Below are 24,382 nucleotides of genomic sequence, written 5' to 3'. Positions count from 1 at the left end.
TCCAGGCATCCGGCAAGCATGCTCGCCATCGTGCGCCGCTACGAGGCTGCGGGGTTTCGCGCCTGGCCGGCGGCGGCCGTGCATTATGACGGCACCTGGGTGGTGCGGCTGACAGCCGGCCATCCGGCCAAGCGGCTGAACTCGGTCAACCCGCTCGATCCCGGCGACACCCAGCACATTGCCGAGCGCATCGGCCGCGCCAGCCGGCGCTTCGACGCCTATGGCAGGCCGCTGACCTTCCGCATCTCGCCGCTGTCGGGGCCGGACCTGGCCAAGCATCTCGACAATGAGGGCTGGAGCACATTCGACGAATCCCTGGTGATGCGGCTGCCGCTGGCGGACGCGCAACTGGCGCCGGCCATGGACCAGATTCCGCTGAAGGATATCAGCCGCTTTCTCGGCGCGTCGCTCAAGGTCAGCGGCTCGGATGCATCGCTGCGGCCCGGTCTTTCGGAAATCATCGGCGCTATCCAACCCGAAGTCGGGCTGTTTGCGCTGGAGGAAGGGGCCGACCCTCTGGCGGTGCTGATCTGCGTCCATGACGGCGATCTTGCCGGTCTGTTCGAGATCGCCACCGCCAAGTCGGCGCGCAATCAGGGCCATGGCCGCAACCTGATCCTGTCGGCGCTGAAGTGGGCGAGGCTGCGTGGCGCTCGCGAAGCCTGGCTGCAGGTCGAGGCCGGCAATGCGCCGGCGCTGGCGCTCTATCGCTCGCTGGGCTTCGACGAAGTCTATCGCTACCACTATCGCCGGCCGCCGGGCGCATGAGCGAGATCACCGGCAAACGCCTGCTGCTGGTCGCCGCGTGCGCGCTGGTCGATACCGATGGGCGGGTGCTTCTGGCGCAGCGGCCCGAGGGCAAACAGCTTGCCGGCATGTGGGAATTTCCCGGCGGCAAGGTAGAGCCAGGCGAGACGCCGGAACAATGCCTGATCCGCGAACTGCAGGAAGAAATCGGCATCGAGACTGACATTCCTTGCCTGGCGCCGCTCACCTTCGCCAGCCATTCCTATGATGATTTCCATCTCCTGATGCCCCTGTTCGTCTGCCGCCGCTTCCGCGGCATCGCGCAGCCCAGGGAAGGGCAGGCGTTGAAATGGGTGCGGCCAAAGCAGATGCGCGACTATCCCATGCCGCCGGCCGACGCGCCGCTGATCCAGTTCCTCATCGACCTGTTGTGATACAAAGCCATTTCGCGGTCTGATCTAGCCAGCGTTAATGGAAGATTTATCTCGTCGTGAAAAATTGCGGCAAAGCGGGTTCGCGGGGAGCGATTGCATGAGCCTCGACAGGGAATGGGACTCGATCCGGCCAGATCGCAGCTTTCGCGCCGCCGGCGTCGGCTTATTGCGCGTCACGCTGTTGTTCGGCTCGGCCGCAGTGGCGCTGGCGCTGATCGCGGTCCCCGTGCTGGACAACCAGACGCGATCATCCAGCCGCGATGCTCTTGCAGGCGGTCTCGACCCGATGAGCACGGGTTCGATCGGCTCGCGGGCCACCTATACGCTGCGCAGAAGCGTGCTGCAGCCCTCACCGAACTCAGTCTGCATCATCCGCGCCGACGGCCAACGCAGCGGCGACTGCTGACCAACAAGGTCGACACCAGCTTGAGAACTTCCTCAACGCAGGCCCATTTCACAGCCTGTTAAGCTTGTGCCGTTAACCTTTCTTAACAGGTCGGCGATATGGTCGGGGATGAGAGGGATCGACGATCATGAAGCCATTGCTGCGCCGATTTTTGCAGGACGAAACAGGCGCCACGGCCATTGAATATGGCCTGATCGTTGCGGTGCTGTCGCTTGCCATCGTCGGGGGTGTCGGCAAGGCCAGCAATGCGATCCAGTTTCTGTTCAGCGACAACAACAGCAGGCTCGCAAACGCCTTCGCCAAGCATTGATCCGGAGCGCCGTCACCGCCCGCCGGGGTTTTCCAGTATCGTCTTCAGCGAGACCTTCGCCGAACCCGGTTTCAAGGGCTTTTGCTGCGAGGCATCGGGCGCCCAGCCCGACATCCAGACGATGGAAAAGCTTGCCCTGATGCGGCCATCAGCGTCCGAAAAGCGTTCGGCATAGATTTCGGCGGCACGGGTAAAAAGCTTTCGCGCTCCCGGTCGCCGGCTGCGATCAGTCAGCGCGCTGGTTTCGCCCATCGCCCTGAGATCGGCAATGAGGTCGAAGAGGGTATCGTAGCGGACGGTCACCGTTTCGACGTCGGCCACCGGCAGCGCCAGTCCGGCGCGCTGCAGCAGTGCGCCGGCGTCGCGAACATCGGTGAAGGGGATGACACGCGGGCTGGCGCCGCCACAGAGTTCGGTCNAGCATGCCGGGAATGTCGTTCATCGCCTGCAACGACAGAAGTGAAACGACGAGGTCGAGGCTTTCCGGCTGGAACGGCACTGTTTCCAGCGGTGCTATCAGCCCTGGCCGGCCGTCCAGAAACGCTGGATCTGCCTCGACGCGCACGATCTCCGCTGCCTTGCCGCTTGCAGCGACCACGTCCGTTGCGTCCGGCGTCTGGCAAAACAGCACCGCGGCCTTGCCGAATTTCCGCTCGACCGCGCCGAGCCGGTCGGCAAGGTCTTCCGCCGCCCGCCGCATCAGAAAATCCGCGCCGGCTACGGGGTGGGCCAGCGCCCTGCGCTTGCGCACCAGCCAAAGTTCAGTATCGATGATCGGCTGCAACGGTAGACATCCCTGTTTGTCCGTCTAGTGATATCCTGGCGCGGACGTCAAAACCACGTGGCCGATCCGGTGATGGAGATCAAGAGCCTCGCTCAAACCATGTTGAAACTGGCCATGTTGGACTGGCCGGCGCGGATGCTGTTCCCGCCGGTCTGTGCCGGCTGTCGCAGGCACGTCTCGCAACCCGGCGTTTTGTGCGGTGCCTGCTGGCCGAAACTCAGGCTGCTGGAGCGGCCATGGTGCGCGGTGATGGGCACGCCATTCACGCACGATATGGGCGAGGGATTCCTGTCGGCCGAGGCGATCGCCGATCCGCCGCCGTTCGAGCGGGCGCGGGCGGCTGTGGCCTATTCCGGTGTCGCCCGCCAGATGGTGCAAGGGCTGAAATACCAGGACCGCACGGATCTGGCGCCATGGATGGCGCGATGGATGCTGCGCGCCGGGGCCGAGCTGATCGCGGATGCCGATGTCGTCGTACCGGTGCCATTGCACTGGCGGCGCTTCTTTCGACGGCAGTTCAACCAGTCGGCGGAGTTGGCAAGGGCGGTTGCGCAGCTTAGCGGGCTGCCTTTCTCGCCCTCGGCGGTCCGGCGCGTCAAGCTCACGCGCCAGCAGGTCGGGCTGGAGCGGCAGGAGCGCGAGGACAATGTGCGCGCCGCCTTCCGTGTGCCTGCGGAAGCCGAAATCGAGATCACTGGGCGCCGCGTGCTTCTGGTCGACGATGTCTACACCACCGGCGCTACCGTGCGGTCGGTCGCCAAGGCGCTGAAGAAGGGCGGCGCCGGAGCGGTCGATGTGCTGACCTTCGCGCGTGTCCTGCCGGGGGACTTTCGGGCCGACGAGTCCGCGACTATATAAGGGCAAGGAAAGGCACGGACCGATGCTCGATGTGACGATCTACACCCGTATGATGTGCGGCTATTGCGCGGCGGCCAAGCGGCTGCTTGACCGCAAGGGCGTCGCTTACACCGAGCATGACGCTTCGTTTTCGCCGGAATTGCGCCAGGAAATGATTTCGCGGGCGCATGGCCGCTCGACCTTTCCGCAGATTTTCATCGGCGACACGCATGTCGGCGGCTCCGACGACCTCCACGAATTGGAGGCGCGGGGGCAGCTGGACAGGCTGCTTGCCAACGGCTCGACGACAAAGAGCGGTTCGTAGGGCCGCTCTATGTCTTTGTTTTTATGCAATTTCGGACGGAAAACCGTTACACACTTTTCCTGGAATTGCTCAAAGAGGACGTGACGATGGGTATTTTCAAGGCGGCGGCGATCCAGATGCGTTCGGGCGAGAGCCCCGAGCGCAACGCGGTCGATCTCGAACGGCTGGTGCGCGAAGCGGCAGGCCTCGGTGCAACCTACATCCAGACCCCGGAAATGACCGGTGCGCTGATCCGCGACAAGGAAGCCAGGGCTGCTTCCTGCACCTTGGAAGACAAGGACATCGTCGTGGCGGCCGCGCGCAAGCTCGCCAGCGAACTCGGCGTCTTCCTGCACATCGGCTCGACCGCCATCCTGCGCACCGACGGCAAGCTCGCCAACCGGGCGCTGCTGTTTGGGCCGGACGGCGCCACCCTTGCCACCTACGACAAGATCCACATGTTCGATGTCGACCTCGACAATGGCGAGAGCTGGCGCGAATCCGCCGCCTATGAGCCGGGCACCGAGGCCGTCGTCACCGAGATCGACGGCGCTAGGCTCGGCTTTGCCGTCTGCTACGATCTACGCTTTCCACAGCTGTTCCGCGCCGAGGCGATGGCCGGCGCCGACCTCTTGTCGGTGCCTGCCGCCTTCACCCGCCAGACCGGCGAGGCGCACTGGCATGTGCTGCTGCGAGCCCGTGCCATCGAGAACGGCGCCTATGTGGTTGCTGCAGCACAAGGTGGCCTGCATGAGGATGGCCGCGAAACCTATGGCCATTCGCTGATCGTCGACCCATGGGGTCGAATTCTCGCCGAGGCCGACCATGACGATCCGGAGGTGATCATCGCCGAGATCGACACGGCGCAGTCGTCGGCCGCGCGTAAGAAAATCCCCAATCTCAAGAACGCGCGTGATTTTGCCGTCAATGCCGGCGCAGTGGAAGCGCCGCGGCTCAGGGGCGCGGCTTCGTGATCCGCTTTGCCCTGATCTGCGAGCACGAGCACGAATTCGAGGGCTGGTTTCGCAGCAATGACGATTTCGACACGCAGAAGAAGCGCGGCTTCGTCGATTGCCCGAGCTGCGGCTCGCACAAGGTGCAAAAGGCGCTGATGGCGCCAGCCGTCTCCACCGCGCGGAAGCAGGAAACAATTGCGCTGGCCATGGGCGAAACCCAGAAGCAGGCTTTGGCGCAACTGAAGGCGATGGCCGAGAAGGTGCGCGAGAATGCCGACTATGTCGGCGACAAGTTTGCCGAAGAAGCGCGCAAGATCCATTTCGGCGAGAGCGATGCGCGCGGCATCTATGGCGAGGCGACGTTGGACGAAGCCAAGAGCTTGGCCGAGGATGGCATCGATTTCATGCCGATCCCGAGTTTTCCCGAGGAGCGCAATTGAGCGATCAGCTGGCGCTATCGATCAATTTGCCAAGCAACTGAGCCAGTGCCCCCCGCTCCGTGCCGGTGAGCCCGGCGAGGATTTCATGCTCGTTGGCGACGTGGGCGGTCAGGGCTTCGTCGATCAAGGCCAGACCTTTTTCGGTCAGTTGCACGACAATGCCACGCCGGTCGTTGGGGTGCGGGCCGCGCAGGATCAGTCCGGCCTTCTCAAGCCGGTCGAGCCGGTTGGTCATGGCGCCGGAGGTCACCATCGTCGCCTCGTAGAGAGCGGTCGGTGTCAGCGCGTAAGGCTGGCCGGAGCGGCGCAGCGTCGCCAGCACATCGAATTCGCCGGCCTGCAGTCCGAAACGGGCAAACAGCGGGGCGAGGCGCTCGCGGGCGATTAGCGAAGAGGCTTCGTTCAGCCGCCCAAGCACCAGCATCGGCGACACCTCCAGGTCCGGCCGTTCCCGCTTCCATTGCTCCACCGCCTTTGCCGCGCGATCCATCTGTCTCACCGCTAAGTATCTTGACGTTAAGAATCTTTGTGGTATGCTACCTCAAGATACAGTTTCGACCCAGTGCCGCAAGTGAGTGACGGGACCATCCGATGAAATTTCTCTGGGAATCGGCGCTTGGCCTGCTGGTCGTCACCGGCGGCCTGCTCGGCCTGACCCTGCCGTTCGGCAAGCTGGCGACGGCTGCCGGCGTTCCGGCCATGGTCTGGGCCTTCGTCATCTCGTTCGGCGCCGGGGGCGTGCTGCTGTGCGCGTTGCTCGCGAACGGCGAGCGCATGCGGCTCACCTCGCACAGACTGCGCTATTTCTTCATCACCGCCGCCGTGTCCTACGCCGTGCCCAATCTGCTGATGTTTTCGGCTATCCCGCATCTCGGCGCCGGCTATACCGGCATCATGTTCACGCTGTCGCCGGTCATCACACTGGTGTTTTCGATCCTGCTCGGCGTTCGACGGCCAAATACGCTCGGCAGTATCGGTATCGCCGTCGGCTTCATCGGCGCCGTCATGGTGGCGGTGACGCGCGGCGAGGCCGGCCAGCCGGCCGATGTCTACTGGGTGCTGGTCGGACTTTTGATCCCGGTCAGCCTTGCCGCCGGCAATATCTATCGCACCGTCGACTGGCCCGAAGGCACCGGTCCGATCGAACTGGCCGTCGGCAGCCACCTGGCCTCGGCGACGCTGCTGCTGATCGGCATTCTCGCGCTGTTCGGCCTCAGTGCCTTCGCCCCGCTCAGGGCCGTGCCGCTGGTTGTCGTGGCGCAAGTCGCTTCGGCCTCGGCGATGTTTGCCTTCTTCTTCCGGCTGCAGGCCGTGGGCGGTCCGGTCTATCTCAGCCAGATCGGCTATGTGGCGGCGGCCGTCGGCCTGTTTGCCGGAACCATCTTCCTCGGCGAGCACTACCAGTTGCTGACCTGGGCCGGCGCGGTGATCATCACCATCGGCGTGATCATCACCACCAAGGCGCAGAGCCAGAAGGCATAGGGTCTTTGGTTTACGCAATTCCCTAGGCAAAGCGCTATGCGCTTTTCCCGGGAAAACCGCTTCACACTTTGCTCGAACTGCTCAAGTTTAAATTTGGCTCGCGTCGAGGCGCTTCCGTAGCGCCGGCGGGGCGACGTTTCGCCAGGCCGTCCGAACGGCGCTGCGGAATGTCTGTTCGTCGCAGGCTTCGAGCATGATCGACGTCCATCCCTTTTGGCCCCAGCCGCCTGTCACGGGCCTGAAAACCGATGGCTCAGCCGCGGCCATCATCTCTTGCTGGTCCCGGTCGAGCTTGACGACAGCACGGTCGGCTTCGGGCAGCGAGACGAAGATACGGTTGCGGACGCGGAAGTCAGCCTTGCCGAAATGCGATTGCTCGACCGTTTCGGGAAGATCGAGCGCCAGCTCTCGGGCCCTCATAGTGTCCACGGCCGCCCCCTTTCGTTCAGACCGATCGTTTTTCCGCCAGCACCATATAGTTGACGTCCATGTCCTTGGAGCGTGCCCAGCGGTCGGCGAGAGGATTGTAGGTCACGCCGGTACGGTCGATGATAGTCATGGCGGCGCTGCCGAGCGCCTTTTCAAGCTCTTCGGGCCGCACCAGCTTGCCGAACTGGTGGGTGCCGCGCGGCAGCCAGCGCAGCACATATTCGGCGCCGATTATGGCCAGGCCCAGTGCCTTCAGCGTGCGGTTGATGGTGGCGACGAACATGATGCCGCCGGGCTTGACCATCTCGCCGCACTTGCCGATGAACAGGTCGACATCGGCAACATGCTCGACGACTTCCATGTTGAGGACGACGTCGAATTTCTCGCCGGAATCGGCCAAATCCTCAGCGGTCGTAGCGCGATAATCCACCGTCACGCCGCCTTCGGCCGCGTGCAGCTTCGCCACCTCGATGTTGGTTGCCGAGGCGTCGGCGCCGACCACTTCGGCGCCAAGCCTTGCCATCGGCTCGCACAACAATCCACCGCCGCAGCCGATATCGAGGAAACGCAGGCCTTCGAACGGCCGCGCCGCCCGCGGATCGCGGCCGAAGCGCGCCGCCACCTGGTCCCGGATATAGGCCAGCCGGACCGGGTTGAATTTGTGCAGCGGACGGAATTTGCCGTTCGGGTTCCACCATTCGGCGGCAAGCGCGGAAAAGCGTTCCACTTCTCCGGCATCGATTGTCGATCGTCGGGCCTCTGGCATGGGGCGGGTCTCCTCGGACGCTAGGAAGTCGGGTGCCGGGGCAAGAAAGTCAAGGCCGGTTTTTGCGACTGCTGGCTAGTCGACCTATGGCCTCGAGATCACAATTGCCGAATGTTCCATCGCAACACTTGCGGGATCGATGGCCCGCATCGCTTCGCAATCGCCGATCTCGGCCATGATCCGGCCTGCGGCGGCGAGAGCCTGCTCGCGACTTCGCCAGCGCACCACATCGACCCATCCGCCATCGTCCCGCCGCGCCAGACAGCGGTTTACGAAACCAGGTTGCCGCGCCAGCCAGTCGGCGACCAGGTTGTTGGCGGCGGCAAAGCCCGCTTCCGCTCCAGGTTTGAGGCGAAAGGTGACGATTTCCAGGGCCTCGGTCATCTTGCGTCCAGCACGTCGCGCAATTTCGCCGCCAGCTGCTCGATGGTGAAGGGCTTGGCCAGGAAATGCACGTCATGGTCGAGCACGCCATTGTGGACGACGGCGTTCCTGGTGAAGCCGGTGGTGAAGATCACCTTCAGCTTCGGCATGCGCGCCAGCGCCTCCTCGGCGAGCTTGCGGCCATTCATCACCGGCATGACGATATCGGTGAACATGAGCGCCACACCAGGGTTGTCGCCCAGCTTTTCCAGCGCTTCCTGGCCGCTTGCGGCATGAATGACGGTGTAGCCGAGTTCGCGCATGGCATCGGTGGTGGAAGCCCGCACGCGTGGATCGTCCTCCACGACAAGGATGGTTTCGGTGACCGGCACGGCAGGATTTCCGGCTCGTTCCGAAGATATGGCGGCCTCTTCCGGGCCGAAGAAGCGCGGCAGGTAGATCCTGATCGTGGTGCCTTGGCCGGGTTCCGAGTAGATCTTGACGTGTCCGCCGGACTGTTTGACGAAGCCGAACACTTGGCTCAGCCCGAGGCCGGTGCCCTTGTCGACTGGCTTGGTGGTGAAAAATGGCTCGAAAGCCCGCTCCATGACGTCCGCCGGCATGCCGGCGCCGGTGTCGCTGACCGCGATCATCACATACTGGCCGTCTTTGACCTCGGCATGGGTGGCGGCGTAGCTCTCGTCGAGGTGGCTGTTGGCGGTCTCGATGGTCATCTTGCCGTCCTCGCCCATGGCGTCGCGCGCATTGACCGCCAGATTGAGAATGGCATTTTCGAGCTGGCTCGGATCGGCATGGGTCTTCCACAGGCCGCCAGCCAGCACGGTTTCGATGCGGATGGTTTCGCCGAGCGCCCGCCGAAGCAGGTCCGACATGCCGGCGACCAGACGATTGGCGTCTACAACCTGAGGCGCGAGCGGCTGCTGGCGCGAGAAGGCAAGCAGCCGTGACGTCAAGTTTGCGGCCCGGGTCGCCGCATCGGTCGCCGCTTCGATGAATTTCATGATGTCGTGCTCGCCCCGCGTCAGCTTGCGCTGGGCGAGGTTCATGGCGCTGATGATCACCGCCAGCATGTTGTTGAAATCGTGGGCGATACCGCCGGTCAGCTGGCCCACAGCCTCCATCTTCTGCATCTGGCGGATCTGCGATTCGGCCTTTTCACGCGTCTGGATTTCGTTGCCGAGCTCGATGTTCTTGCGCATCAGCTCTTCCTGGGCGATCGCCACTGCGCGGAACCGGCGGCGCGAAAGGCGAACCGTGTAGGCGCCAAGCAGGAAGATCGCCAGCAGCGCCGCTATCGAGCCGATTCGCAGCCAGTTTTCGACCCGGTCGGTATGAGCGTCGCGCGCGGCGATGGCTGCGCCGCCAATGCGCCGGATCGTGTCCATGCTGGCCCGGATCTGGTCCATGGCGGCCTTGCCTTGGCCGCTGCGGACCAGTTCCAGAGCTTTTGCCGCATCGCCGCGATCGTAGAGTGCAATCGTCTCAGCCAATTCGGCCTGGTTTTGTGAAAGCGCGTCCTTGACGTGGTTGATCTGCTGCACGAGTTCGTCGTCCGGCGCGGTCATGCCGTCGATGCGCGCAAGCTGGCCCGGAATGGCGTCGACCGCCTGCCGATGAGGCTGGAGGTAGGATTTCTCGCCGGTCAGGAGATAGCCGCGCTGGCTGGTCTCGGCCTCCTGAGCCATGGCAAGCAAACCGGAAAGCAATTCCTGATACTCGACCGCCTCGCGCGCGGCCTCACGATTGGCTCTCTGGGTCTCGACCAGCACGGCGCGTGTGCCGACGATCAACGCCAGCACGGCGAAGCCGATGAACAGCGGCAGCGATTGCCACCGCATGGCGCGTCGAAGGCGAACAATCATTCGATATGCCGGACCAAAAGGAGTTTCCCGCGGGCAGCATTTGGTAAGCGGCGGCGGGGCCGAACGCAATATGCCGCGATCCTGAAGCCGGCATCCGCCGCCAGCCTTGCGAAACCGTGATCATTTGGCTAAGGAGGCGCGCATTCAGCGGCCGGCTTCTGTCGAGCGCTTACTTCCCCTTTCGGTCCTGGGCCGGCTTCAGTCAAAGGCATTTCGCTTCCATGGCGCGCATCGTGATGAAATTCGGCGGAACCTCCGTCGCCGACATCGCCCGCATCCGCAATGTGGCGCGTCACGTCAAACGCGAGGTCGATGCCGGCCATGAGATCGCTGTCGTGGTTTCGGCGATGGCGGGCAAGACCAATGAACTGGTTGGCTGGACGCGCGAAGCCTCGCCCATGCACGACGCGCGCGAGTATGACGCCGTGGTCGCCTCGGGCGAGCAGGTGACTGCCGGCCTGCTGGCGATCACACTGCAGAATATGGGCGTCCATGCCCGCTCCTGGCAGGGCTGGCAGATCCCGATCAAGACCGACAACGCGCATGGCGCGGCGCGCATCCTCGAAATTGACGGCGCGTTCCTGATCAAGCGCTTCGGCGAGGGCCAGGTGGCTGTCGTCGCCGGCTTCCAGGGCATCGGCCCGGACAACCGCATCGCCACGCTCGGCCGCGGCGGCTCCGACACAAGCGCGGTGGCCATTGCCGCGGCGGTCAAGGCCGACCGCTGCGACATCTACACCGATGTCGACGGCGTCTACACCACCGATCCGCGGATCGAGCCGAAGGCGCGGCGGCTCAGCAAGATTTCGTTCGAGGAAATGCTCGAAATGGCCTCGCTCGGCGCCAAGGTCTTGCAGGTGCGCTCGGTCGAGCTTGCCATGGTGCACAGGGTGCGTACGTTCGTGCGGTCGTCCTTCGACGATCCCGATGCGCCCGGAATGGGGGATTTGCTCAATCCTCCGGGAACGCTCATTTGCGACGAGGAAGAGATCGTGGAACAGCAGGTCGTCACCGGAATTGCCTACGCCAAGGACGAAGCGCAGATTTCTCTGCGCCGCGTCGGCGACCGCCCGGGCGTTGCCGCCGGCATTTTCGGCCCGCTGGCCGAGGCCAACATCAATGTCGACATGATCGTCCAGAACATCTCAGAGGACGGCAAGTTCACCGACATGACCTTCACCGTGCCGTCCGGCGACGTGGACAAGGCGTTGGCCGTTCTGGAGCGTCTGAAGGCTTCGATCGGCTATGACGTGGTGCAGTCGGAAGCCGGCATGTCGAAGGTTTCGGTCATCGGCATCGGCATGCGCAGCCATGCCGGTGTGGCCGCCACCGCTTTCAAGGCGCTGGCCGACAAGGCGATCAACATCCGCGCCATCACTACCTCCGAGATCAAGATTTCGATACTGATCGACGGTCCCTACACGGAACTCGCGGTTCGTACTTTGCATTCCGTGTACGGTCTGGATAAGCAGTAGCGAGAGCGATTTGAGTTGTTGCGTGTGCGCCGGTCGCAGTGGAAACTGCGGCGGGCAAAATGCCCATTGGAGAAGAAGCCGCGATGCGTGATACGGCCAGTGGCCCGCGCGTTCTGCTGAAACGGCTCCGCGAGCTCATGCAGGAGCCGCTGGAGCCGCAGGAGCGGCTCGACCGGATCGTGCGCGACATCGCCTCCAACATGGTCGCCGAGGTCTGCTCGCTCTATGTGCTGCGCGCCGATTCGGTGCTCGAACTCTATGCCACCGAAGGTCTGAACCCGAACGCCGTCCATTTGGCGCAGCTGCGGCTGGGGCAGGGCCTCGTCGGCACCATTGCCGCGAGCGCGCGGCCGCTCAACCTCTCAAATGCGCAGGAACATCCGGCCTTCGCCTACCTGCCGGAGACGGGCGAAGAGATCTACAATTCCTTCCTCGGCGTGCCCGTACTCAGGGCAGGGCGCACGCTGGGCGTGCTGGTGGTGCAGAACAAGACCATGCGCCACTACCGCGACGACGAGGTCGAGGCGCTGGAAACGACCGCCATGGTGATCGCCGAGATGATCGCCACCGGCGATCTCGCTCGCCTGACCCGGCCCGGCCTCGAACTCGACCTGCGCCGTCCCGTCAGCTTTACCGGCCTGTCCTTCAACGAGGGCGTCGGCCTCGGCCATGTCGTGCTGCATGAGCCACGCATCGTCGTCACCAATCTGTTCAACGAGGACAGTGAGGAAGAGGTGCGCCGGCTGGAGACGTCGCTCGGTTCGCTCAGGCTTTCTATCGACGACATGCTGGAGCGGCGCGATGTCGCCTTCGAGGGCGAACATCGCGAGGTGCTCGAAGCGTATCGCATGTTTGCCAACGACCGCGGCTGGGTGCGCCGGCTGGAAGAGGCGATCCGCAACGGCCTGACAGCGGAAGCGGCGGTGGAAAAGGTCCAAAGCGACATGCGCGCCCGCATGCTGCACATGACCGATCCTTATTTGCGCGAGAGGATGAGCGACTTCGACGATCTCGCCAACCGGCTGCTGCGCCAGCTGATGGGGCGCGGGCCTGACGACGTCGCGGCGTCACTGCCGAAGGATGCCATCCTGGTCGCGCGCTCGATGGGCGCGGCCGAACTGCTTGATTATCCCAGGGACAAGCTGCGCGGCGTGGTGCTGGAAGACGGCGCTGCCACCAGCCATGTCGTCATCGTAGCGCGCGCCATGGGCATTCCGGTCGCCGGCCAGATGAAGGGCGCCGTTTCCATGGCGGAAAACGGCGATGCCATCATCGTCGACGGCGAGGAAGGCACCATCCATCTGCGGCCGCAGCCCGACCTCGAAGCTGCCTATGCCGAAAAAGTGCGCTTCCGGGCGCGCCGGCAGGAAGTCTACCGGGAACTGCGCAAGAAGCCGTCGGTGACCAAGGACGGCGTCCAGGTCGACCTGCTGATGAATGCGGGCCTGGCCGTCGACCTGCCGCAGCTGGCCGAGGCGGGTGCGGCCGGCATCGGCCTGTTCCGCACCGAATTGCAGTTCATGGTCGCCTCGACCTTCCCGCGCGCCGAGGCGCAGGAGCGGCTCTACCGCGACGTGCTGGACGCGGCGCGTGGCAAGCCGGTCACCTTCCGCACCATCGACATCGGCGGCGACAAGGTGCTGCCCTACTTCAAGGGCGCTGTCCAGGAAGAAAACCCTGCGCTCGGCTGGCGCGCGATCCGGCTGACGCTCGACCGGCCGGGTCTGCTCAGGACCCAGATCCGCGCTCTGCTGAAGGCCTGCGGCGGGCGCGAACTGAAGCTGATGCTGCCGATGGTGACCGAGCTCGGCGAAATCGCCCAGGCGCGCGAGATCATCGACCGCGAAGTGCGGCATCTCTCCCGCTTTGCCCACCATCTGCCGACCAGCCTCAAGGTGGGCGCCATGCTGGAAGTGCCGTCGCTGCTGTTCCAGCTCGACGAGTTGATGAAGGCGGTCGATTTCGTCTCGGTCGGCTCCAACGACCTGTTCCAGTTCGTCATGGCGGTCGATCGGGGGAACACGCAGCTCTCCGACCGCTTCGACACGCTGTCGACGCCGTTCCTGCGGGTTCTGAAGCAGATCGCCGACGCCGGGGTTCGCAACCACACGCCGGTGACGCTGTGCGGCGAGCTTGCCGGAAAACCCATTTCCGCCATGGCGCTGATCGGCCTCGGCTACCGCTCGATCTCGATGTCTCCAGCCTCGATCGGCCCGGTCAAGGCGATGTTGACCGAACTGCCACTGGAGGAATTGGAGGCTTTCTTTGCCGACAATCTGATGGCGCCAGCTCAAGGGCTGCCGATGCGGGCGCTGCTGCAGGCCTTCGCCGACGACCGCTCCATCCCGCTATAGCATTAGCCATGGTCAATCTTCCCCGCGAGCGTATGGATCAGGTCGTCAAGCGTTTCGAGATGCTCGAAGCGCAGATGTCGGCCGGCCCGGCAGCCGATGCCTATGTGAAGATGGCTTCCGAATATGCCGAGCTGCAGGACATGGTGGCCAAGGTCAGGGAACTGCGCTCAGTCGAGCGCGAGCAAGCCGACCTCGAGGCGATGCTTGCCGACAAGGGCACCGACGCCGAGATGCGGGCCCTGGCGGAGGCAGATTTGCCGGGCGTCGAAGCGCGAATCGAAGAGCTGCAGAAGGACATCCAGATCCTGCTGTTGCCCAAGGACGCGGCCGACGACAAGAACGCCATCCTTGAAATCCGCGCCGGCACCGGCGGCGATGAGGCGGCATTGTTCGCCGGCGACCTGTTTCGCATGTATGAGCGCTATGCCGCCGAACGCGGCTGGCGCTTCGAGACGGTGTCGGCCAGCGACGGCGACGCCGGCGGCTTCAAGGAAATCATCGCCACCATTTCCGGTAGGGGAGTCTTTGCCAATCTGAAGTTTGAATCCGGCGTGCACCGCGTGCAGCGCGTGCCGGCGACCGAGGCCAGCGGGCGCATCCACACTTCGGCGGCGACGGTTGCCGTACTGCCGGAGGCCGAAGAGGTCGACATCGACATTCGCGCCGAAGACATCCGTATCGACACGATGCGCGCCTCGGGTTCGGGCGGCCAGCACGTCAACACCACCGATTCTGCGGTGCGCATCACCCATTTGCCGACCGGCATCATGGTGGTGCAGGCGGAGAAGTCGCAGCATCAGAACCGGGCGAAAGCCATGCAGATTCTGCGTGCGCGGCTTTACGACCTCGAGCGCAGCAAGGCGGACGAGGAGCGCTCGGAGTCACGCAAATCGCAGGTTGGTTCGGGCGACCGTTCGGAGCGCATCCGCACCTACAACTTCCCGCAGGGCCGCCTTACCGACCATCGTATCAACCTGACGCTCTACAAGCTCGACCGGGTGATGATGGGCGAGCTCGATGAGGTCATCAATGCGCTGATCGCCGACCATCAGTCGAAGCTGCTCGCCGATATCGGCTTCGATGGCTGACATGTTGCCCGGCGCGCTCGGGCCGTTGTTGCGGGTGGCGCGGGAGCGGCTTGCCGCGGCCGGCCTTTCCGACCCGGCGCTGGATGCCAGGCTTATCGTCGAGCATTTTTCCGGCACGGACCGTACGCAGGCGATCGCCGACCCGCAACGGACGGTCGATGCGGGTGCGGTTGCCGCAATCGGCGCTGCTCTGCAGCGCCGCATGGCCGGCGAACCGGTTCACCGCATCCTCGGGTTTCGCGAGTTTTACGGCCTGCGGCTGTCGCTGTCGCCGGAAACGCTGGAGCCGCGGCCGGACACCGAAACGCTGGTCGAGGCGATCCTGCCTTTTGCCGGCGCGACGGCCGAAAGGCTGGGGGAATGCCGTATCCTCGATCTCGGCACCGGTACCGGCGCGATTGCGCTGGCGCTGCTCAGCGCGGTTCCGGCCGCGACCGCCACCGGGGTCGATATTTCACAAGACGCGCTGGCAACCGCGATACGTAATGCCGAGCAACTCGGACTCGCCGGCCGGTTCGTGGGGCTGCATTCCGACTGGTTCGAAAAAGTTTCGGGCCGATACCATGTAATTGCCGCAAACCCTCCCTATATATCGTCTGGAGACATTGGAAATCTGCAGGACGAAGTCCGCGATTTCGATCCGCACAGAGCCCTTGATGGCGGTGTGGACGGTCTTGGCCCCTACAGGATCATCGCCGCCGAGGCGGCAAAGTTTCTGGAAGCAGAAGGCAAGATAGCGGTCGAGATCGGCCACTCGCAGCGCAATGAGGTCAGAGACATATTCGCGGCAGCCGGCTACAGGCTGGCCGGGGCATTCGTCGATCTTGGCGGAAACGACAGGGTTCTTATGTTTGAACAGGGAAAGCCTTGATGCAGTGCAAAAAAGCGCTTGGCAATGCCGGGGAATGCGGCTAGGGTCCGCCCTAACCGGATGAGACGAAGCAGGCAGTGCTCTTAGCGATTCGGTTTTCCTTGGAAATAGCTGCCTTCTTGCGCAAACGACGCCCAAGCTTCGTGCGGGAATCGTCCGGCAAGTGATGTAACCGGAACGGGATGACACGTGGCGCCAACGCAATTGATGCGGGCGAACGCCGGTGAAGAAACGAAACGGCTGGCTGCATGAGCGCCTCCGTTCGTGAAACGTTTTTCGAAAATTTCAAAATGAAGAGAGTCTTATGAGGCCACAACAGCAGAACAGGCGCATGCGCGGTCGCAACAACAATGGCGGCGGCGGTGGCAACAACAATAACAACAACAACAACCGCAAGGGCCCAAATCCCCTGACGCGCAACTACGAGAGCAACGGCCCGGACGTGAAAATCCGTGGATCGGCTCAGCAGATCGCCGAAAAATACGCCACTCTGGCCCGTGATGCGCAAAGCTCCGGCGACCGGGTTATGGCGGAAAATTACCTCCAGCACGCCGAGCACTACAACCGCATCATTGCCGCCGCACAGGCGCAGATGCCGATCCAGAATGCCCCGCAGAACCGCGACGAATTCGACGACGATGAAGATCGCGACGATTTTGACAATGCCGGCAGCGGCAATGGCGGCGAGACGCAAGCGCCGATGGCGAACCACGGCAACGGTCCGCAGCCGACGATTGAGGGCACGCCGGCCGAACTCGCATACGGCCAGGAAAACGGCCGCGAGAACAACAGTGGCCGTGACAATAATGGCCGTGACAATAATGGCCGCAACAACAACGGCCGCGACAACAATGGCCGCAACCGTGACCGCCGCCCCAATGGCGGCTATGGCCAGAACGACCAGCGTGGCGACTTTGCCCAGCGTGGCGAGCAGAACGGCCAGCGCGGCGACCAGCAGCGCTTCACCGAAACCCCGGCACAGGCGGAAACCGTTTCCGCGGTTGAGCCCGAAGCCGAGAGCGGTTTCTCCGAGTCGGCGCCGCTGTACGAAAACCTGTCGCCGGCGGCTCTTGCCGCCCGGGCCGAACTCAATGAGGCAGCCGCCGAGAGCGGCGCTGCCCGTCGCCCGCGGCGTCCGCGCCGCCCGCGCAACAATGCCGATCAGGTCGGTGACGAACAGTCTGGTGGTGGCCAGGTGGTGGATGGCGCCGGCGAGACCGCTGCCGCTGTTGACGTGGTTGATGCGGCGCCGGCCGAAAGCCCTGCCGGCGACCCGTTCGCCGTCGACGCCAACAACTGACCCACAAGACATAAGTCGATGAAACGGCGGAGAGAGATCTCCGCCGTTTTCGTTTGCTCGGCCATGCAATATCATCAGCCGGACGTCTTGAGCGGCAATGGCTTGCGCCCCATATCTGGCGTGAACTGGACCCGGCTCGGATGAGCGGGTCCGTCACCGCAATCTGATCCGGTGCCGCAAAGCGGGCCGGTGATGGAAGGAGACAGATATGAACCTCGAAAAATACTCCGAGCGCGTCCGCGGATTCATTCAGTCCGCCCAGACCATGGCGCTCTCGCGCAATCACCAGCAATTCACTCCCGAACATATGCTGAAGGTCCTCGTCGATGACGACGAGGGGCTGGCCGCCTCGCTGATCGAGCGCGCCGGCGGCAACGTGCGCGACGTCAAGCTTGGCGTCGAGACCGCCCTTGAGGCCATGCCCAAGGTGGAAGGCGGCAACGGCCAGCTTTATCTGGCGCAGCCGCTGGCCAAGGTGTTTTCGACCGCCGAGGAATTGGCCAAGAAAGCCGGCGACAGTTTTGTCACGGTCGAGCGGCTGCTGCAGGCGCTGGCGATGGAGAAGTCGGCCAAGACGGCCGATATCCTGTCCAAGGCCGGCGTCACAGCGCAGGCGCTGAACCAGGTGATCAACGACGTCCGCAAGGGCCGTACCGCCGATTCGGCGAGCGCCGAGCAGGGCTATGACGCGCTGAAGAAATACGCGCGCGACCTCACCGCCGATGCCCGCGCCGGCAAGCTCGACCCTGTGATTGGCCGTGACGACGAGATCCGCCGCACCATCCAGGTGCTGTCGCGGCGTACCAAGAACAACCCGGTGCTGATCGGCGAGCCGGGCGTCGGCAAAACGGCGATCGCCGAAGGTCTGGCGCTGCGCATCGTCAATGGCGACGTGCCCGAATCGCTGAAGGACAAGCAGTTGATGGCGCTCGACATGGGCGCGCTGATTGCCGGCGCCAAATATCGCGGCGAGTTCGAGGAGCGGCTGAAGGCCGTGCTCAACGAAGTCACCTCGGCGGCCGGCGGCATCATCCTGTTCATCGACGAGATGCACACGCTGGTCGGCGCCGGCAAGGCCGATGGCGCCATGGACGCTTCGAACCTGTTGAAGCCGGCGCTGGCGCGCGGCGAACTGCACTGCGTCGGCGCGACCACGCTCGATGAATACAGGAAGCATGTCGAGAAGGACGCGGCCCTTGCCCGCCGGTTCCAGCCGGTCTTCGTCAACGAGCCGTCGGTGGAAGATACCGTGTCGATCCTGCGTGGCCTGAAGGAGAAGTACGAGCAGCACCACAAGGTGCGCATCTCGGATTCGGCGCTGGTCGCGGCGGCGACCTTGTCCAACCGCTACATCGCCGACCGTTTCCTGCCGGACAAGGCGATCGACCTTGTCGACGAAGCCGCGTCGCGGCTGAGGATGCAGGTCGATTCCAAGCCCGAGGCGCTGGACGAAATCGATCGCCGCATCATGCAGCTCAAGATCGAGCGCGAGGCACTGAAGGTCGAGAAGGACGAGGCGTCAAAGGACCGGCTCGCGCGTCTCGAAAAGGAACTCGTCGGCCTCGAGGAGGAATCGACCGAGATCACCGCCAAATGGCAGTCGGAGAAGCAGAAGCTTGGCCTCGCCGCTGACCTCAAGAAGCAGCTCGACGCGGCCCGCAACGACCTCGCCATTGCCCAGCGCAAGGGTGAATTCCAGCGCGCCGGCGAGCTTGCCTATGGCAAGATCCCGGAACTGGAAAAGAAGCTGAAGGAAGCCGAAGCCCAGGACGGCAAGGCCGGCATGGTCGAAGAGGTGGTCACGCCCGACCACGTCGCCCATATCGTGTCGCGCTGGACCGGCATTCCGGTCGACAAGATGCTGCAGGGCGAGCGCGACAAGCTGCTGCGCATGGAAGACGAGATCGGCAAGCGAGTCGTCGGCCAGGGCGAAGCGGTACAGGCGGTGTCCAAGGCCGTGCGTCGTGCCCGGGCCGGGCTGCAGGATCCGAACCGGCCGATCGGCTCGTTCATGTTCCTCGGACCGACCGGCGTCGGCAAGACCGAACTGACCAAGGCGCTGGCCAATTTCCTGTTCGACGACGAGAGCGCTATGGTGCGCATCGACATGTCGGAATACATGGAGAAGCACTCGGTCGCCCGGCTGATCGGAGCGCCTCCCGGTTATGTCGGCTATGAGGAAGGCGGTGCGCTGACCGAAGCGGTGCGGCGCCGGCCCTATCAGGTCGTGCTGTTCGACGAGATCGAGAAGGCGCATCCGGATATCTTCAACGTGCTGTTGCAGGTGCTCGACGACGGGCGGCTGACCGACGGGCAGGGCCGCACGGTCGACTTCCGCAACACGCTGATCGTCATGACGTCGAACCTCGGCGCCGAATATCTGGTCAATCTCAGCGAAGAGCAGGACGTCGATGCCGTGCGCGACGAGGTTATGAGCGTGGTGAGAGCCTCGTTCAGGCCGGAGTTCCTCAACCGCGTCGACGAGGTGATCCTGTTCCACCGGCTGCGCCGGCAGGATATGGGCCGCATCGTCGAGATCCAGCTCAAGCGGCTGGAAAGCCTGCTAGCCGACCGCAAGATCACACTGTCGCTCGACCAGGATTCGATCGACTGGCTGGCGGCGAAGGGCTACGACCCGGCCTATGGCGCGCGGCCGCTGAAGCGGGTGATGCAGAAGGACCTGCAAGATCCGCTGGCGGAAAAAATCCTGCTTGGCGAGATACTCGACGGCTCGACCGTCAAGGTCACCGCCGGCTCCGACCGGTTGAATTTCCGGTCCAGGCCCACTGTGGTGCCGACCGACGCGGCAGCCTGATCCAACGCCGCGCGTCCGACCGGACGCGCGGCATTTTCTTATGAAACAACAATCCTTTGACGGGGGTGCAGATGACGCTGGACGACTACAACAGCTTCTGCGCCTCGCTGCCGCAGACGACGCACGTCGTGCAGTGGGGCGGGGCCGATGTCTGGAAAGTCGGTGGCAAGGTCTTCACCATCGCCGGCCATGACCGGGAGGGTGGCGTCTTCGTCACCTTCAAATGCTCTGAAATGGCTTATGACGTGCTGAAGGATCAGCCCGGCTGCCGGCCGGCGCCCTATCTCGCCTCGCGCGGCATGAAATGGATCCAGCGTCAGACAAGCCAGAGCATGGATGATGATGCGCTGAAGGACTATCTCGGCGAAAGCCACCGCCTCGTCGTCCTCAAGCTGACGAAGCAGACGCGCAAGGAATTGGGCCTGTAGCAACCAGTAATCCGCCATCTTCATGCCCGGTTCATGTTGGAAAGCTTATGTTGTGGTTTGCTGGCGAAGGGGTTTGCCTGCAGGCTTTTGACGATCAGGGCGTTCCTTGCGCATCCAAACGGTGGCGAGAACGTTCTGGTGGGAACACTGCCGGGCGGCGGCAATTACGCATGACCCCGAAAATCGAAATTCGATTTTCGGAAAGGATCATGCGCAGACATGAAGTGTTACAGCGTCCTTTGCGCGTCCAAACGGCCGCGCGGCGCTGTAAGTACCGGAGAGTTTGACCACCATGTTCCGCACGATCCTTGCCTTTTCGGTGCTCGCCGCCGGGCTGCTCACGTCCAGCGCCATGGCATCGCCGACTGTGGACAACGCACTGCCGGCCGTCCGCGCCGCCGATAGCGGCGGCATTGTGCTTGCCCAGGACGGCAATCTCGACATCTATTACGACGCCAGGGGCAACCGCGTCATCGTCGATGCCGAGACCGGCAAGGTCATCGCCATCCAGCCGCCGCAGACCAGGCTCGACCGCCGCGCGCTGCGCCGGGAAATGCGGGCACGTGAGCTTGGACGCGCACCGGTCGAAGACGACGACCGCTACTATCTCGACGATCCCGAAGACATGGCGCGTTTCCGCCGCAGGCAACTGGGCGATCAGGGACGAATCCCCGGCCCGCCGGTTGATGAATACGATCCTGAAAGCGACAGATTCCTGGGGGCCGCTCCGCAGGATGATGCCAATGACAGCGACACCTATCCGGAAGCGCCGAAATCCGCTGAACCGCGGCCCGTCAAGCGCCAGCCGCTGAACGAAGCCTCTATCGATCCCGCCGAACCGGCGGCGCCCGCCGGCCAGGCCGCGCTGCCGCCGAAAGCCGGTGGCAAGACCGTGGTCGATCCCTCGCTTTCACTCGGCGCACGCCAGGATGTAGCCGCCTTGCAGGTGCTGCTCGACCGCGCCGGCGCTTCACCCGGCGTCGTCGACGGGCGCTTCGGCTCCAATGTCGACAAGGCGCTTGCCGCCTATAACCAGATCACCGGCAGCAATCTGCGCTCGACCGACGCGGTCGGCATCCAGGCTGCGCTGGCGCAAACCGGTGGCGATGCTTTCGCCAATTATACGATCACGCCCGAAGACGCGGCCGGGCCTTATGTCGCCTCGATACCGGAGGATTACAGCCAGAAGGCGCAGCTCGACCGCATGGCTTACACCTCCGTCACCGAAGCCTTGGCCGAACGGTTCCACATGGACGAGAACTACCTGAAGGGGCTCAATCCCGAGGCCGACTTCAGCCGTCCCGGCACCATCATCAAGGTCGCCAATTTCGGCAGGCTGGTGGCGACGCCGGTTGCCCGCATCGTCGCCGACAAGGACAAGAAGCAGGTGTTCGCCTATGACGCCGGTGGCAAGCTGGTCGCGGCCTATCCGGCCACCATCGGTTCAGCCGACACGCCCTCGCCGACCGGCACCCATACGGTGTCGCGCGTCGCGCTCGATCCGAACTACACCTACAACCCCAGCATCAATTTCAAGCAGGGCCAGAACGATAAGATCCTGACCATCCCGCCGGGTCCGAACGGCCCGGTCGGCTCGGTGTGGATTGCGCTGGACAAGCCGACCTATGGCATTCACGGCACGCCCGATCCCTCCAAGATCGGCAAGACCGAAAGCCATGGCTGCGTGCGCCTGACCAACTGGGATGCGCGTGAACTGGCCAAGCTGGTGTCGCCGGGCGTCACCGTCGAGTTCGTCGGCGGTCCCTCGGCCGATGATGTTGCGGAGCAAGTGAGCGCTCCAGCGCAGTGATGTCGGCCTGCCCATAAGGCAGGCCGACATCTAAGCTGGATTCATGAGCGCAGGGCGCTGGCTGGTTGTTGCCGGCCCGCAACAAGTCTAAGCAGGCGCTGATGAAGTCTCCGAGTGAAGCCGCAGCCGTTCCCCTGACCAGGTCGCTTTCCAACGGTACATTTTGCCCGCAGTCGCAGCGCAAGTTCGTGCTGGTTGCGGCGATCCTTGCGTCAGCGCTCGGCTTCATCGACGGGTCGATCCTGGCCATTGCCATGCCGGCAATGCGCGTCGACCTCGGCGCCAGCCTGGCCGAGGTCCAGTGGATTTCCAACGCCTATGCGCTGACGCTGTCGGCGCTGATTCTGGCCGGCGGCGCCGCCGGCGACCGGTTTGGCCTCAGGCGCGCCTTCGTTGCCGGCATTGCGTTGTTCATCGTCGCTTCGCTGGCCTGCGCGGTGGCGCCGAATGCGCTGGTGCTCATCGCCTTTCGCGCCATTCAGGGCCTTGGTGCGGCGATCATGGTGCCGGGCAGCCTCGCCATCATCGCCAAGGCCTATCCGAAGAAGGAGCGCGGCCGGGCGATCGGCATCTGGGCCGCCGCCTCGGCGCTGACGACGGCGCTCGGTCCAGTGCTCGGTGGCTTCGTCCTGTCGGCCTTTGGCGGCGGTATCTGGCGGGCGATCTTCGCCGTCAACCTGCCGCTCGGGCTGATCTCGATCTATCTCCTGCTGGCCAAGATTCCCGCCGACGCGCCGACGGAGAAGCGAAGCCTCGATCTCGGCGGCGCCGCTCTCGCCACGCTTGCCTTCGGGGCGCTTGCCTACGGACTGACCTCGATGAGCGCCGAAGGCAGCGGGCTGATGTCGGGGCCGAGCATCGCCGCAGGCGCCGTGCTGCTTATCATCTTCATCGTCTTCGAGCTTCGGCAGCGCGAGCCGATGATCGATCTCAAGCTGTTTCGGATCGGCGCCTTCGCCGGCGCCAACCTCGCCACCTTCTTCCTGTATTTCGCGCTGTCGGCCAATCTGTTCTACCTGCCGATGCTGTTGATCGCCGGATGGGGGCTGAGCACCAAAGAGGTCGGTTTCATCTTCCTGCCGCTGTCGGCGTTGATCGCGCTGCTGTCGGGTCTCGTCGGCCAGTGGTCGGATCGCATCGGTCCGCGTTTTCCGATCGCCAGCGGCTGCCTGGTGGTCGCCATCGCCTTTGCCGGGCTGGCTTTGCTCACTCATGCCGGCATGCACAATTTCTGGACCGGTATCTTTCCGCTGATGGCGGTGATGGGGCTCGGCATGGCGCTGGTGGTGTCGCCGCTGTCGACGGCGGTCATGACCGCGGTCGAGGACAAGGATACCGGCGCCGCTTCCGGCATCAACAATGCGGTTTCGCGCATTGGCGGGCTGATTGCTGTGGCGGCGATGGGCTCGCTCGCGGCCTGGGTCTATTCGACGATGCTCGATACCAGCGTCAGGCCGGGCATTCCGGGGTTCGGAGAACCGGCATTGGCCGGCCTGGCGTCAGACCTTGATGCAACACGGCTCGCCGCCAGCGATGCGGCGTTCGCGGCCGTGTCGACAGTGACGGCCGTGCTTTGCCTCCTTGCCGCTATTATCGCCTGGGCCACCGTTTCGGGGCAAAAGCTGCCTTGGTCACGAGCCGAAGAGGAGCAGTCGACCTGATTCGGAGCCGACCCGATTCGGAATGCTCTGATGGGGCGATTATGATTCGCCGGCGTCGAGTGTGACGGCTTAAAGCGCGTCGCGCTGAAACGGATTCATACGACGCGCTTTAAGTCTTTGTTTTGACACATGTCCTTGTCCCAGAGCCGCGGCACACTTCTGGGCGACATGCATTAGCCTTCGATCTTGGCGCTCGCGACCTTCAGCGGATTGCTGTCTTCCTGCTTGAGCAGTTCATCGATGCGCTCGCGCTCGCGCTTGAAAGCGACCAGGTCGTCGCCCTTCAGCACCTTGCCGACCGGCAGACGCACGCGCATCGGGTCGACCTTGGTGCCGTTGACGATCAGCTCGTAGTGAAGATGCGGACCGGTGGAGAGGCCGGTCTGACCGAGGAAGCCGATGGTCTGGCCCTGGCGGACATGAACGCCCGGTTCGATGC

The 24,382-nt window shown here is 63.9% G+C and carries 24 protein-coding genes and 1 pseudogene (1 of these 25 only partly in view); 18 read left to right on the top strand and 7 right to left on the bottom strand.

Going from position 1 to position 24,382, the window contains the following annotated elements; translation table 11 throughout:
* The first annotated feature begins 18 nt into the window (after positions 1-18).
* The 4 genes from X771_RS160735 (at position 19) to X771_RS160750 (ending at position 1,897) form a co-directional block, all read left to right on the top strand.
* Positions 19-768, top strand: coding sequence for a GNAT family N-acetyltransferase (locus X771_RS160735; RefSeq protein WP_023713717.1), 750 nt, complete (start codon positions 19-21; stop codon positions 766-768).
* A complete protein-coding gene (gene mutT, locus X771_RS160740; protein ID WP_023686680.1) occupies positions 765-1,181 on the top strand; it encodes an 8-oxo-dGTP diphosphatase MutT in 417 nt (138 codons plus the stop codon). The genes X771_RS160735 and mutT overlap by 4 nt, the downstream gene beginning before the upstream one ends.
* A gap of 97 nt (positions 1,182-1,278) precedes the next feature.
* Complete coding sequence (locus tag X771_RS160745; protein WP_023686679.1) at positions 1,279-1,587, top strand: hypothetical protein; 309 nt, start codon at positions 1,279-1,281, stop codon at positions 1,585-1,587.
* A gap of 127 nt (positions 1,588-1,714) precedes the next feature.
* Complete coding sequence (locus X771_RS160750) at positions 1,715-1,897, top strand: Flp family type IVb pilin (protein ID WP_023686678.1); 183 nt, start codon at positions 1,715-1,717, stop codon at positions 1,895-1,897.
* A gap of 12 nt (positions 1,898-1,909) precedes the next feature.
* Here X771_RS160750 and X771_RS01000000164660 read toward each other — a convergent pair.
* Positions 1,910-2,681, bottom strand: a pseudogene (locus tag X771_RS01000000164660) (SAM-dependent methyltransferase).
* Positions 2,682-2,780: 99 nt separating this feature from the next.
* Here X771_RS01000000164660 and X771_RS160755 point away from each other — a divergent pair.
* The 4 genes from X771_RS160755 to X771_RS160770 all read left to right on the top strand — a co-directional run bounded on the left by X771_RS160755 (position 2,781) and on the right by X771_RS160770 (position 5,218).
* Complete coding sequence (locus X771_RS160755; protein WP_245262518.1) at positions 2,781-3,539, top strand: ComF family protein; 759 nt, start codon at positions 2,781-2,783, stop codon at positions 3,537-3,539.
* A gap of 22 nt (positions 3,540-3,561) precedes the next feature.
* A complete protein-coding gene (gene grxC / locus X771_RS160760; protein ID WP_023672982.1) occupies positions 3,562-3,843 on the top strand; it encodes a glutaredoxin 3 in 282 nt (93 codons plus the stop codon).
* An 86-nt stretch (positions 3,844-3,929) separates the two neighbouring features.
* Entirely contained in the window at positions 3,930-4,796 is an 867-nt protein-coding gene (locus tag X771_RS160765; RefSeq protein WP_023686675.1) for a carbon-nitrogen hydrolase family protein, read from the top strand.
* Positions 4,793-5,218, top strand: coding sequence for a DUF1178 family protein (locus X771_RS160770; RefSeq protein ID WP_023672980.1), 426 nt, complete (start codon positions 4,793-4,795; stop codon positions 5,216-5,218). Before X771_RS160765 ends, X771_RS160770 begins: the two co-directional genes overlap by 4 nt.
* A 4-nt stretch (positions 5,219-5,222) precedes the next feature.
* Here the strand turns inward: X771_RS160770 and X771_RS160775 are convergent, their stop codons facing one another.
* Complete coding sequence (locus X771_RS160775; protein WP_023672979.1) at positions 5,223-5,708, bottom strand: MarR family transcriptional regulator; 486 nt, start codon at positions 5,706-5,708, stop codon at positions 5,223-5,225.
* A 101-nt stretch (positions 5,709-5,809) separates the two neighbouring features.
* On the opposite strand from X771_RS160775, the gene X771_RS160780 reads away from it, so the two are divergent.
* Positions 5,810-6,700 (top strand): DMT family transporter, encoded by an 891-nt coding sequence (locus tag X771_RS160780; protein ID WP_023686674.1) that lies wholly within the window; start codon positions 5,810-5,812, stop codon positions 6,698-6,700.
* Positions 6,701-6,787: 87 nt separating this feature from the next.
* Here X771_RS160780 and X771_RS160785 read toward each other — a convergent pair whose 3' ends face one another.
* The 4 genes from X771_RS160785 to X771_RS160800 all read right to left on the bottom strand — a co-directional run bounded on the left by X771_RS160785 (position 6,788) and on the right by X771_RS160800 (position 10,141).
* Entirely contained in the window at positions 6,788-7,120 is a 333-nt protein-coding gene (locus X771_RS160785; RefSeq protein WP_023685781.1) for an MmcQ/YjbR family DNA-binding protein, read from the bottom strand.
* A 25-nt stretch (positions 7,121-7,145) separates the two neighbouring features.
* Positions 7,146-7,895 carry a bifunctional 2-polyprenyl-6-hydroxyphenol methylase/3-demethylubiquinol 3-O-methyltransferase UbiG gene (gene ubiG, locus X771_RS160790; protein WP_023672976.1) on the bottom strand — a complete coding sequence of 250 codons (750 nt, stop codon included), beginning with the start codon at positions 7,893-7,895 and terminating at the stop codon, positions 7,146-7,148.
* Between the two features lie 84 nt (positions 7,896-7,979).
* Positions 7,980-8,279: a hypothetical protein gene (locus tag X771_RS160795; protein WP_050587395.1), complete on the bottom strand. Its 300-nt coding sequence runs from the start codon at positions 8,277-8,279 to the stop codon at positions 7,980-7,982.
* A complete protein-coding gene (locus tag X771_RS160800) occupies positions 8,276-10,141 on the bottom strand; it encodes a CHASE3 domain-containing protein (protein ID WP_245262512.1) in 1,866 nt (621 codons plus the stop codon). Before X771_RS160800 ends, X771_RS160795 begins: the two co-directional genes overlap by 4 nt.
* 221 nt (positions 10,142-10,362) lie before the next feature.
* Here X771_RS160800 and X771_RS160805 point away from each other — a divergent pair, with 221 nt between their 5' ends.
* The 9 genes from X771_RS160805 to X771_RS160845 all read left to right on the top strand — a co-directional run bounded on the left by X771_RS160805 (position 10,363) and on the right by X771_RS160845 (position 23,943).
* Complete coding sequence (locus X771_RS160805; protein ID WP_023686671.1) at positions 10,363-11,616, top strand: aspartate kinase; 1,254 nt, start codon at positions 10,363-10,365, stop codon at positions 11,614-11,616.
* Positions 11,617-11,699: 83 nt separating this feature from the next.
* Positions 11,700-13,970, top strand: coding sequence for a phosphoenolpyruvate--protein phosphotransferase (gene ptsP, locus X771_RS160810; protein WP_023672972.1), 2,271 nt, complete (start codon positions 11,700-11,702; stop codon positions 13,968-13,970).
* Positions 13,971-13,978: 8 nt separating this feature from the next.
* Complete coding sequence (prfA, locus tag X771_RS160815) at positions 13,979-15,058, top strand: peptide chain release factor 1 (protein WP_023686670.1); 1,080 nt, start codon at positions 13,979-13,981, stop codon at positions 15,056-15,058.
* Positions 15,051-15,929 (top strand): peptide chain release factor N(5)-glutamine methyltransferase, encoded by an 879-nt coding sequence (prmC, locus tag X771_RS160820; RefSeq protein WP_023686669.1) that lies wholly within the window; start codon positions 15,051-15,053, stop codon positions 15,927-15,929. Before prfA ends, prmC begins: the two co-directional genes overlap by 8 nt.
* A gap of 304 nt (positions 15,930-16,233) precedes the next feature.
* The gene (locus X771_RS160825; protein WP_023686668.1) at positions 16,234-17,229 is read left to right on the top strand and encodes a DUF4167 domain-containing protein; all 996 of its coding nucleotides are present in this window, start codon (positions 16,234-16,236) and stop codon (positions 17,227-17,229) included.
* Positions 17,230-17,437: 208 nt separating this feature from the next.
* Positions 17,438-20,044 (top strand): ATP-dependent chaperone ClpB, encoded by a 2,607-nt coding sequence (gene clpB, locus X771_RS160830; RefSeq protein ID WP_023686667.1) that lies wholly within the window; start codon positions 17,438-17,440, stop codon positions 20,042-20,044.
* A 71-nt stretch (positions 20,045-20,115) separates the two neighbouring features.
* Positions 20,116-20,472 (top strand): MmcQ/YjbR family DNA-binding protein, encoded by a 357-nt coding sequence (locus tag X771_RS160835; protein ID WP_023685771.1) that lies wholly within the window; start codon positions 20,116-20,118, stop codon positions 20,470-20,472.
* A gap of 292 nt (positions 20,473-20,764) precedes the next feature.
* The gene (locus X771_RS160840; protein WP_023686666.1) at positions 20,765-22,282 is read left to right on the top strand and encodes a L,D-transpeptidase family protein; all 1,518 of its coding nucleotides are present in this window, start codon (positions 20,765-20,767) and stop codon (positions 22,280-22,282) included.
* Between the two features lie 101 nt (positions 22,283-22,383).
* Entirely contained in the window at positions 22,384-23,943 is a 1,560-nt protein-coding gene (locus X771_RS160845) for an MFS transporter (protein ID WP_023686665.1), read from the top strand.
* 173 nt (positions 23,944-24,116) lie between these two features.
* Here the strand turns inward: X771_RS160845 and X771_RS160850 are convergent, their stop codons facing one another.
* A protein-coding gene (locus X771_RS160850; protein WP_023686664.1) for a M23 family metallopeptidase crosses the window boundary here: on the bottom strand, positions 24,117-24,382 show its end. 1,705 nt of this gene lie beyond the right edge of the window; only the last 266 of its 1,971 coding nucleotides appear in the window; its start codon lies off the right edge, out of view; its stop codon occupies positions 24,117-24,119.

It is taken from the genome of Mesorhizobium sp. LSJC269B00 (assembly GCF_000502815.1).
Lineage (GTDB): Bacteria > Pseudomonadota > Alphaproteobacteria > Rhizobiales > Rhizobiaceae > Mesorhizobium.
This window is presented reverse-complemented; position numbering and strand designations above follow the sequence as displayed.